Origin of the sequence: Protofrankia sp. CiP3 (genome assembly GCF_917627345.1) — a bacterium.
Classification (GTDB): Bacteria; Actinomycetota; Actinomycetes; order Frankiales; family Frankiaceae; genus Protofrankia.
Window position 1 is genome coordinate 1 of sequence record NZ_CAKJTM010000131.1, and the last position, 10,906, is coordinate 10,906.

The 10,906-nt window shown below is 70.4% G+C and carries 7 protein-coding genes; 5 read left to right on the forward strand and 2 right to left on the reverse strand.

Going from position 1 to position 10,906, the window contains the following annotated elements; all coding sequences use genetic code 11:
- From MJ797_RS23890 to MJ797_RS23900, 3 genes are all read left to right on the forward strand, one after another.
- Nucleotides 1-446: MaoC family dehydratase N-terminal domain-containing protein (locus MJ797_RS23890; protein ID WP_308128366.1), on the forward strand; the 446-nt coding region annotated here is incomplete at its 5' end.
- Nucleotides 443-886, forward strand: a complete 444-nt coding sequence (locus MJ797_RS23895) for a MaoC/PaaZ C-terminal domain-containing protein (protein WP_239341472.1) — start codon at nucleotides 443-445, stop codon at nucleotides 884-886. The genes MJ797_RS23890 and MJ797_RS23895, both read left to right, overlap by 4 nt.
- Nucleotides 887-1,156: 270 nt before the next feature.
- Nucleotides 1,157-2,080 carry an SDR family oxidoreductase gene (locus tag MJ797_RS23900; protein WP_239341474.1) on the forward strand — a complete coding sequence of 308 codons (924 nt, stop codon included), beginning with the start codon at nucleotides 1,157-1,159 and terminating at the stop codon, nucleotides 2,078-2,080.
- Nucleotides 2,081-2,218: 138 nt separating this feature from the next.
- Here the strand turns inward: MJ797_RS23900 and MJ797_RS23905 are convergent, their stop codons facing one another.
- Nucleotides 2,219-6,751 (reverse strand): HAD-IC family P-type ATPase, encoded by a 4,533-nt coding sequence (locus tag MJ797_RS23905; protein WP_239341476.1) that lies wholly within the window; start codon nucleotides 6,749-6,751, stop codon nucleotides 2,219-2,221.
- 358 nt (nucleotides 6,752-7,109) lie between these two features.
- On the opposite strand from MJ797_RS23905, the gene MJ797_RS23910 reads away from it, so the two are divergent.
- Nucleotides 7,110-7,553, forward strand: a complete 444-nt coding sequence (locus tag MJ797_RS23910) for a hypothetical protein (protein ID WP_239341478.1) — start codon at nucleotides 7,110-7,112, stop codon at nucleotides 7,551-7,553.
- Between the two features lie 331 nt (nucleotides 7,554-7,884).
- The gene (locus MJ797_RS23915) at nucleotides 7,885-8,745 is read left to right on the forward strand and encodes a peptidylprolyl isomerase (protein WP_239341480.1); all 861 of its coding nucleotides are present in this window, start codon (nucleotides 7,885-7,887) and stop codon (nucleotides 8,743-8,745) included.
- Between the two features lie 191 nt (nucleotides 8,746-8,936).
- Here MJ797_RS23915 and MJ797_RS23920 read toward each other — a convergent pair whose 3' ends face one another.
- Nucleotides 8,937-10,736: a DEAD/DEAH box helicase gene (locus tag MJ797_RS23920; RefSeq protein WP_239341484.1), complete on the reverse strand. Its 1,800-nt coding sequence runs from the start codon at nucleotides 10,734-10,736 to the stop codon at nucleotides 8,937-8,939.
- Nucleotides 10,737-10,906 lie beyond the last annotated feature (170 nt).

Sequence of the window (10,906 nt, forward strand, 5' to 3'; positions counted from 1 at the left end):
AGGAGCGGCCCATGGCCGGAGCCCCGTTCACGATGGAGGTCGAGCTCGGCAAAATCCGCGAGTTCGCCCGCGCCACCAAGTCGTCCAACCCTGGCTACCTGACGGCCGACGTGCCGGTGTCGCCGGCGACCTTTCTGGCCACGGCCGCCTTCTGGACGGGACCCGAGAACGCCCCACCCATGGCGGAGATCGGCGATCCGGCCCGCGTCCTGCACGGTGAACAGGAGTTTGTCTTCCACGGTGAGCCGCCGCGGGCCGGTACCCGCCTCGTCGGCCAGACCCGCATCGGCAACAGCTACGACAAGCGGGGCACGCGCGGGGGAAGCATGCGGTTCGTCGAACTCGTCACCGAGTTCCGCACGCCCGAGGGGCGGCTCGTGGCCGAGTCGAAGACCACCGTCATCGTCACCAGCCAGGCACCGGCGGAAGGGCCCACGGCATCATGACGAACGCTACGACCATCAGGACCAATCCCACGACCTGGGACGATCTCCAGCTCGGGGTGGCCGCGGCACCCTTCACCGACGCGCCGCTCACCCGTACGGACTTTGTCCGCTACCAGGGCGCGTCCGGGGATATGAACCCGATCCATCATGACGAACAGTTCGCGCGGGCCGCGGGCTTCCCGACCGTTTTCGCGGTCGGGATGCTGCCGGCCGGCATCCTCGCGACCTATGCCACCGACTGGCTGGGCGCGGCGAACATCCGCCGGTTCCAGGTGCGGTTCCAGGAACAGGCCTGGCCGGACGACGTCCTGACATACACCGGCAGCGTAACCGGCCGGCGCGAGGAGAACGGCCGGCGTCTGGTCGACATCGAGCTCACCGCGACCCGCCAGACCGGCGGTGTCCATCTCAGGGGCTCGGCGACCTTCATCGTCACGTAGGCCATCTCCCACCGGCAGGCTGGCTGGGTTGCTGGGGAGGCGTTCCAGCGCTTCAATCGTCCAGCCGATTCAACGGTTTCGGTGGCCCGCGGACCCCACGGCGCGTGAGGATGCACCGGGATCCGACCAGCCTTGGGCGGCATCCCCGCCACCGGGCCAATCAATGATCAATAACAAACCAGCACGTCAAACACGTCCACAGCATCATGTGGAACAGCGGTACAGCACCATCCGACATTGGAGATAGATCATGACAGTGGAAGTGCGGGCATGACCGGGATCTGCGAGGGGCGCATCGTCGTCGTCACCGGGGCCGGCAACGGTATCGGCCGCGAGCACGCGAAGCTGTTCGCCCAGGAGGGCGCCAAGGTCGTCGTCAACGACCTCGGCGGCAGCCGGGACGGCTCGGGGGCCTCGGCCGGCCCCGCCCAGACCGTCGTCGACGAGATCAGGGCCGCCGGTGGGGAGGCCGTCGCCAACACCGACGACATCTCCAGCTGGGACGGCAGCAAGAACCTCATTCAGCAGGCCATAGACACCTTCGGCGGGCTGGACGTCGTCGTGAACAACGCCGGCATCCTGCGTGACCGGATGCTCGCGAACATGAGCGAGGCCGAGTGGGACGCGGTTATCAAGGTGCACCTGAAGGGCACCTTCGGACCGACCCGCCACGCCGCCGCCTATTGGCGTGACCGGGCCAAGGCCGGCCAGCCCAACGACGCGCGCATCATCAACACCACGTCACCATCCGGCCTGTTCGGTAACGTTGGACAGTCCAATTACGGCGCGGCCAAAGCGGGTATCGCGGCCTTCACTGTGATCACCGCGCAGGAGCTGGGCCGCTACGGGGTGACCGTCAACGCGATCTCGCCGACCGCGCTGACCCGGTTGACCGAGGACCTGGCCTCCGTGCAGGCCATCAAGGATGCCTCCGGCGACGCCGATCCGCTGGCGCCGGAGAACATCTCCCCGACCGTGGTCTGGTTGGGGAGCGCCGCTTCCAAGGACGTCACCGGCCGGGTGTTCGCGGTGTTCGGTGGCAACATCACCGTCGTCGAAAGCTGGGTCAACGGCCCGAGCGTCGACCGTCAGGGGCGCTGGTCGCCAGGAGAGCTGTCCGAGGTCATCCCGGACCTGGTCGCGAAGGCGGCGCCCGGGGCCGACATGACGGGCAACCGACCCGTCCAGGGCTGAAAAGAGCGGGGCTGGGGCGCGTGCGTCGCGATGCGGATGCGGATGCGGATGCGAGGGGCGTGCCGCAGCCCCGCGACGCCACGCCCCTGTTGCCGCTCGGCCTCAGGTGTGCCTGATAGATCCGATCTCAGACACGCCCTAACCAGGAATCGGTGGCGGCGCGGGATCGGTTTCCTCGTACCGCCACAGACCCGGCTGGAGCCAGTCGGGGAGCGCCAGCGCGCCGTCGTCCGGGACGGCGCGCGCCGCGACCGGTTCCAGCGCCTTCGACAGCAGCGTCCCGCCGACACAGGCACCGGCCGCGGTCGTCCAGCCGAGCGGGCCGAGCGGGGAACAGCCGAAGAACTGGCTGAGCCCAGGTATCTGCACGATCGCAACCAACACGGCGGCCGACCCGAGAGCGCTCAGCGGCACCGACCAGCTGCCTCTCCCGACAAGCACCGTCTGACCGAGCTGCGTGCCGATCAGGGCCGCAAGCCCGACCGTGTCGGCGTGCCGGCGGCGGCCGGTGAGCCGGGCAACAAGCCAGGCGCCGGACGCGGCTGCCGTCGTCGCGGCCGTGCGCACCGCCACCTCCCGGACGAGCGCACGGCCGAGCGAACGCTCCGGGCCCTCCCCGAGCAGCTGGCCCGTCCGGTCCGGATCGGGCTGGCGCAGCGCCACGGCGAGGCCCGGCACAAGATCGGTAAGAAGATTGACCAACAGCAGCTGCCGGGCCGACAGCGGTGACCTCCCCGTGGCGACCGATCCGAGCAGGCTGAAAGCGATCTCCCCCAGATTTCCCCCCACGAAGATGCCCAGCGCCTGACGGACCGAGGCCCACATTGCCCGGCCCTCGACCAGCACATCCAGAATCGTCTCGAACCTGTCGTCGGCGACGACCACGTCCCCGGCGGCCCGAGCTGCCGGAGTGCCGCGTTTCCCAAGGGCGATCCCGACGTCAGCGAGCCGGATCGCGGGCGCGTCGTTGGTCCCGTCACCGGTCATCGCGACCACCTTGCCGAGCCGCTGATACGACCGGATGACCCGCACCTTGTGCGCCGGTATCCCGCGGGCCACCACCGACACCTCGGGCAGCACCGCGTCCAGCGCATCGTCATCCAGCGCATCGATCTCCATACCGGTCATCACCCGGCCGCCGTCAAGCACCCCGAGCTCGCTGGCGATGCTCTCCGCCGTGCTTGGATGATCACCGGTGATCATGACGCTTCTGACACCGGCGTCGCCCAGCTGGGCCAGTGACGGCCCCGCGCCGGCCCGAACCGGGTCCGAGAGCCCCAGAAAGCCCAGAAAGGCCAGCCCACAAAGGTCGCTGTCCGCTAGTTCCCGGCCTGCCACCGGCGTCCGCTGTTCAGCGACCGCCAGTACCCGGTACCCACGTCGACCGAGCGCATGGTGCTCACGGCTGAGCCGGGCGCGGCCCATCCGGTCAAGGGGGACGGTGCCGTGCGCGGTCCGCCAGTAGGCGCAACGCGGGACAACCGTCTCGGGCGCGCCCTTGACGCTGAGAAGCGCGGCCTCGCCCACCCAGCCGCGGGAGGCGTGATAGCCGCGGCCCGGTTCGAAGGGCAGCGACGCCCCCGCCGTCCACGACGCGAGGCCGTGGTCACGCGCGATGCCGGCGGCAGCCGCGCCCTGGGCCACCGCCCGGTCGGTGGGATGGGTCAGCGTCGCGCGCCCGCCGATATCGACCGGGGTGGCGCGCAGCCCGGCGGCCACAACGTGGCGTCGCAGGTCGTCAAGAGCCGTGACAGCGGCGGTCCGGGAGCCGTCCGACACCGCGCCCAGCGCGATCCTGCCTCGTGTGAGCGTGCCGGTCTTGTCGAAACACAGCACGTCCACCCGGCCGAGAGTCTCGATGGTCCGCGGGTTTCGCACCAGTGCCCCGCGGGCGGACAGCCGTCGGGCCGCGGAGAGCTGGGCGGCCGTGGCGAGAAACGGCAGGCCTTCGGGCACCGCGGCAACGGCCAGCGCCACGCCAGCGCTCAGCGTGTCACGGATGGGCAGCCCACGGATGAGCCCGGACGCGAGCAGTGTCCCGGCCGCGCCGGCCACCACCGGCGTGGTGAAATCAGTGATCGCGGTCAGCCGTGCCTCGACCCCGGTCGCCCTGGCCGGACCCGCGGCCGCGGCCATGCCCGCGCCCGCCTCGGTCGCGAGACCCGTCGCCACGACCGCGGCTCGCCCCTGACCGGCGGCCACGGTGGTCCCCTCATACACCATGGATGAGCGATCCACCACGTGACTGGCGGCGACCGGACGCGGTGACTTCATGACCGCGACGGACTCGCCGGTCAGCGAAGACTCGTCGATCTCGAGATTCGTCGCTGACAGCAGCCGGCCGTCCGCGGGAACGACGTCCCCAGGCCCAATCATGATCACATCGCCGGGAACGATCTCCTGCGCGGTGACGTCGGCCTCCTGCCCGTCGCGGCGCACCCGTGCCCGGACCGCGGACTGGGCGAAAAGGCGGCCCAGCGCACTGTCGGCGCGGCGCCGCTGCACAGCGCCCACGAGCGCCGACAGGACCGTGACGCTGACCATCAGACCCGCGTCCAGCACCGATCCGGTGGCAGCCGACAGGGCTGCCCCACCGAGCAGGATCGGCGTCAGCGGGCTGGAGATCTCCTGGACGAACGTCCCCGCCAGATTCGGCGCGACGGTGCCGGCACCGGCCGCATCCGCCCGCCGCGGCAACGCGTCAGCCGTCGACAGCCCGTCGGGACCGCTGTCCAGCCGCTCCAGGACACGCCGCGCCGGCAGCACATGCCATGGCGTACGGGGGGTGGTCGGCGGTGGCGGCCTACGGCCAAGATCGTGTGCAATCCTGATCCCGTTGCCGAGGGCCAACGCGGTCGCCCCATGCACCATGAGCGTCGACCGGGTCGCCCGTTGCGGGCCGATACCGGTCAACGCGATCAGCGCACCCGCGCCGGACCCGATCTGGGCGAGCCGTACCGCGTGCCGGCTCGCCCTGGCGCCCGCGGCGGCTGCCTCAACCATCATCGCAGCGACCGAAAGATCCTTTCCGGTAAGGACATCCGCGCCCCAGGCCGGGCAACCATCCCGGTCATCGACCCCGACACCGCAGTCGGCACCACCCACCGCGGCACTCCGATGGGAGACGACCAGGACACCGCCACGCTCCGCCTGCAGATCACGGATGGCCGCCACCAGTCGCTGCCCGCCCGGGACCACCGGGAATCCGAGAGCCTCGACCGGGCCTCGGTCGCCCCGCGCCACGCGCACGGCGAGCCCGCTGCGACGGCAGGACGCCAGCAACGCCTCGCTCCCCCGCGCGCGTTCGGGGATCACCGCGACGACTGCCATCAGCCTGCTGTCCCGCGTAAGCCCGAGGACGGTCCCAGCCCCCGCCGCCGCCAACCGCTGTTTCTCCCGGAACCCCGAGCCACCGTCCGGGGCCAGCCGGTCGAGCGGGGCGATCGTCCAGCCGTCCCGAGAGAACGACGCGGCCGGATCAGCCGGCCCGAAGAGCGTATGAGCCTGCGCGGCGACTTCGCTCGGGTCCGCGCCGTCCACGGGGATGACGTCACCAACGGTGGAGCCGGAACCGACCAGGACATCATGATCAATGACAATTGTGTCGACCCGGTCGAGCCGCCGCAGGGCCTGCGGACACATCACCTGGGCTCCGCGGCCCGCCAGAACGCGCGTGAGGTGGTTGGCGAATCCTTCCCGGCCGAACCGGACAGGACGCGGCAGCAGGGCGAACCCGGCCGCGGCGGCACGGCGCGGGTCGTCGCTGGCAGCCGCGGTGACCCCGGCGACCGCCAGCGCACTGATCCCAGCCGTGTCGGCGTAGCGCTCCAGCGGCCCGGCCGGCAGCGGCCGGGGACGCTCGACAAGCACCGGATCAGCACCCGCGCGGTCCGGATCACCGAGCAGCTCGTCACCGGCGGCCAGGAAGGCGTTCCGGCGGGCACACGCCGCGACGAGAGCTTCAACGCGAAGCAGCAGGTCGACGCCGATGGCAACGCTCCCGTGCGCCAGCCCCGCGGCGGTCGCGTTGGCCACCGCCAGGACGATGTCCGCCTGGTCCTGTCCGATCGCCCGTTCCAGGACCCCGCGCAGCCGCGGCTGGGTATCGATGATGGTGACGAGGGGGGCCAGTTCGATCGGCAACGGAATCCAGCGGGTGAACCAACCTGCCGACGCCACGCCGAGGGCGACCCCGTCAGCGATGAGCGCGGTGGCCGCCCGCAGCACCGGAGCCGGTGAATCAGGCGGATCAGGCAGTGGTGGCCGGGCATGGCTGTCCTCCCCAGCCAGTGCCCCCTCATCCTCGCCGCCATCAGCGCTGTCGGCGCTGTCGGCGGCGGCACCGTCACGACGCTCAACCCGCTCGACGACCGCCACCAGCTCCTGCCGGCTCGGGCAGGGATCGCGGAGCCCAACCAGGACCCGTCCCAGCGGCGCGTTGACCCGAGCCCACACAACCCCCGGATGTCGCTCGAGCTCCCGCTCCAGCAACCGGCGCCGCGCCTCGCCCGACGGCCCCCGGATACCTCGTACCTCAACACTCGCCCGGGAGCACGTCGCCCGCTCCGCCCGGGTAGACGCGGTCGACGGCTCCATCCGTTCCAGCAGCGGCCGCACCAGCGAGGCGAGCCCCACACCGGACAGCAGGTGCCGGACCCCTGGCAGGAGCATCAACATTCCCCCTTCGTCACCATACGGATCGCCTTCGTCACCTTACGATCAATAAATTGGGCTTCCGCTCCCCCGCCACAACACCGGGCGCGGACGGCTCCCGCGGCCGGGCGGGTCGTGCCCCGACCGGTGCGTGTAGCTGGCCCGGTACCCGGACAGCGCCGTTGGACACCCCAGCGAGGCCGCTCGATACACGCACATCCCACCCACCCACAGAAGATCACTTCAAAAAGCGAGTAACTATTAACGCAAAGTAATGATTTTAATGCTGAGAAAGCCGACGGGCACAATTTTGCAATCTTCTGTTTACCCGTGGTTCCCCCGCGGGATGGTGAACACATAACGGAGAGGAGGTCCGATGCCCAGCAAGACGGACGACCAGGCACAGGACACGGCAATGAGCAACGAGGCCACCACCATCGCGGCCGAGAAGGAAGCCGAAGAGCGCGGTTTTGACAACGGCCGCGCCCATGGCAGGGGGCAGCTCGGGGCGGGATACCCACACACCGCGACACTGCGGACACCATTTGCCACCGCCCACATCGAGGTGCCCCGTGCGCCTGGCACGGGCATGAAGATGGGTCCGGTCAGGCTGCCATCACCCACGCAGACCGCCTTCTACCTCGGCTTGGGCGTGCTCGCCATCGCCGAGATCGTCGAGTGGCCGATCGCCGCGGCGATCGGCGTGGGAACCTATGTGGCCCAGCACAGCCGTGCCGACACATCGGCGTCCCAGGCACGCCGCGGCCCCGCGGCCCGGCCCGCGGCCCGGCCCCAGCAGGATCAGCCCGCTGAGGCGTAGGGACGCACCGGGGATGCCGTGGCCCACCACGATCGGCACACGGCCGCGCATCAGCGGAAGAGCGAACGCCCTGTTGCCGGGTCGAGCCCGAGGATAGGGCGTTCGATCAGTGAGCGGCTCATCCGCGCCCGGTCCGGCAAGGCTGCGGAGGAAGGCGCTCTGGTGCTGGGCGCCGACTGACGACAACACGCCCTAGTAGTCTCCATGAACAGGCTCTTACCGGAGCCGGTCGAACCCGCCGGCGCCCGGACTGGCCAGCCCAGCCAAGGACGGCGCGAGCACGCATGCTTTCGCGGCATCGGCGGCCCCGAGGGAACAAGGAGACCGGCAGGTGGTGACGTCCAAGACGCGTCGGCGGCGCGAAATTGCCGCCGCGAGGATCGCCCGCCAGGCGGAACGCCGCGCGGCGGCGCGGCGTCAGCGCCGACGGTTGATCGCAATCATCGCCGCGAGCGTCGCGGTCGTGCTTGTCTGCTCCCTCGCGGGGGTCCTCCTGCTCACCGGCAACGATGACAAGACCACCGTCGCGGCCTCCCCATCGGCGGCTCCGTCAGCCTCAGCCGCCGGGTCGCCATCCGCCGGGGCCTCCGCAGCGCCCATGTCGACGAAGGTCGGCCCCTGCACCTACACCGCGGACGGCCGGGACCCGTCGCGGCCGGTGAGCCTGCCGGCCGCGGCCGGCAGCGTCGACCAGTCCCCGGCCACGATGGTCATCGCCACGAGCAAGGGGACCATCAAGGCAGCGCTGAACGCGGCGAAAGCCCCCTGCACCGTTCACGCCCTGCTCACCATGGCCAACGCCAAGTACTTCGACGGCACCCCCTGCCATCGTGAAACCGCCACGAACATCTTCGTCCTGCAATGCGGTGACCCGACCGGCACAGGTCAGGGCGGACCGGGCTTTGCCTACGCCAACGAGAACACCGACGGTGCCGCGTACACCCGCGGTGTCATAGCGATGGCGAACGCCGGTGCCGACACCAACGGCAGCCAGTTCTTCCTCATTTACAAGAACCCGAACGACACCGGTGCGCAGACGTTGGGAAACAAATACACGATAGTCGGCAAGATCACCGAAGGCCTCGATGTCCTGGACGCCCTCACCTCACCCGGTGTCGAGGGCGGGGGCTCTGACGGCACCCCGGTCAGCAAGGCCCAGATCACCTCCATGAGCATCGCCCAAAGCCCATGACCCGCCGCGGCGCTCCGCGTTATCGAGCGCACCCGAAAACCTTGTTCATCAACGGCATCAGCCGGGCCGCGTCTTGGCGCCGCCCCGGGCACTGACAGCGGCCCTGCCGACGGCCTGCTCCCGCGCTGGACGCCGAAACGCCAGCCTTGGTCCAGCGGGTGGGGTGCGGCCAGGCAGGGATGCGCAGGGCGCTATGTCTCCCAGCGGCGGATGGTGTCGATACGCGCCCGCAGCTGGGCGGCGGTGGCCTGACCGGTTGCCGGGCCGCCACAGGTACGCCTCAGCTCGCCGTGGATCATCCCATGCGCGCGCCCGGTGCGGTGGTGGTGGGCGGCGACAAGCCGGTTCAGCTCCCGGCGCAGCTCGATGAGCACCTCGTAGGTGGGCCGGTCGGCCGCCGCGGCGTCAGGGCTCGGGTCCGGCCGGGCGGCCGGCGAACCAGCCTGGCCGGGGACAGCCGTCATGCCCTGTCCGGGCTGGTTCGCCGGCCCGGCGCGCTCCTGCTTGCGCCGAGCGGCCAGCTGGGCCGCCTCCCGCTGCTTGAGCAGGACCGCGACCTGATCCGGTTCCAGCAGCCCGGGAAGTCCCAGGAAGTCCTCTTCCTCGGCGGAACCAGCCGCGGCCTGGGTGCCGAACTCACCACCGTCGAAGATCACCCGATCGAGGTGCGCTGACGAACCGAGCGCGGTGAACGACCGGTCCGTCAGGTCGGGGACGTCACGGCGCCGGTTGGCCTCGCGGAGCGCCTCGTCGTCGAACGTGTCCGGTTCGCGCAGGGGCTTGTCAAGGGCGTGGTCGCGCTGGACCTCCATCTCGCCAGCCAGCGCGAGCAGGGCGGGAACGCTCGGCAGGAAGATCGAAGCTGTCTCGGGCCGGCCCCGGCCCCGCACGAAGCGCCCGACCGCCTGCGCGAAGAACAACGGTGTGGCAACGGAGGTTGCATAGACCCCGACAGCCAGGCGCGGCACGTCCACGCCCTCGCTGACCATCCGGACCGCAACCATCCAACGGTCCCGCGAGGCGCGGAAGGCCTCGATCTTCGAGCTGGCCGCCGGGTCATCGGAGAGCACGACAACCGGCTCGGTTCCGGTGACGCGGCGCAGGATGGTGGCGTACGCACGGGCGTTGGCATGATCGGTGGCGATCACCAGGCCACCCGCGTCCGCCATGCCGCCGCCGCGCACCTGCGCCAGGCGGGTGTCCGCGGCGGCCAAGACAGCGGGGATCCAGTCGCCACGTGGGTCCAGCGCCGTGCGCCATGCCGCGGCGGTCTGCTCATTGTTCAGCGGCTCGCCGAGGCGGGCCGAAAGCTCATGCCCCGCGCTGGTCCGCCAGGACATCTCCCCCGAGTAGGCCAGGAAGAGTACCGGACGTACGACAGCGTCGCGCAGCGCGTCAGCATAACCGTAGGAGGAGTCCGCGATACTGCGGAGCACGCCATCTGGACCAGGGACATACGTCACGAACGGGATGGGATTGACATCCGATCGAAACGGCGTCCCGGTGAGTGCCAGCCGCCTGACCGCGGGCGTGAATGCCTCACGCGCCGCATCCCCCCAGGACAGAGCGTCACCAGCATGGTGGATCTCATCGAGGATCACCAATGTGCGGCGCCGCTCGCAGCGCAGCCGATGCAGTGCGGGATGCGCTGCCACCTGCGCGTAGGTCAGCACCACACCGGTGTAGTCCGACGAGGTTACGCCGGCGGTGTTGCGAAACGCCGGGTCGAGGGCGATACCCATCGCCGCGGCGGCCTGTGCCCACTGCCGCTTCAGGTGCTCGGTCGGGGCCACCACGGTGATCGCACGCACCACACCGTCGCGCAGGAGATCGGCGGCGACTCGCAGGGCAAACGTCGTCTTGCCAGCACCCGGCGTCGCGACAGCCAGAAAGTCGCGGGCACCGGCACTCGTCCGGGCCTGGTAGGCCGCGAGAGCGGCCCGCTGCCACGCCCGCAGCGGATGGCTCCCAGATGATGATGCTGCCGGCATGGTGTTGGGCTGGGGACCGGCACTCACAGAGGAAGACTCTACGGCGTGGTGTCCGGGGGCTGCCTACGGCCGGGCCACACCCCTTAGTGGTCGCCGCCGGAAGTTCGTCCAGGGTCTGCCGGCGCCAGACGGCGCCTCGCCTCGTTGTCGTCGGCCCAGGTAGAACAGCT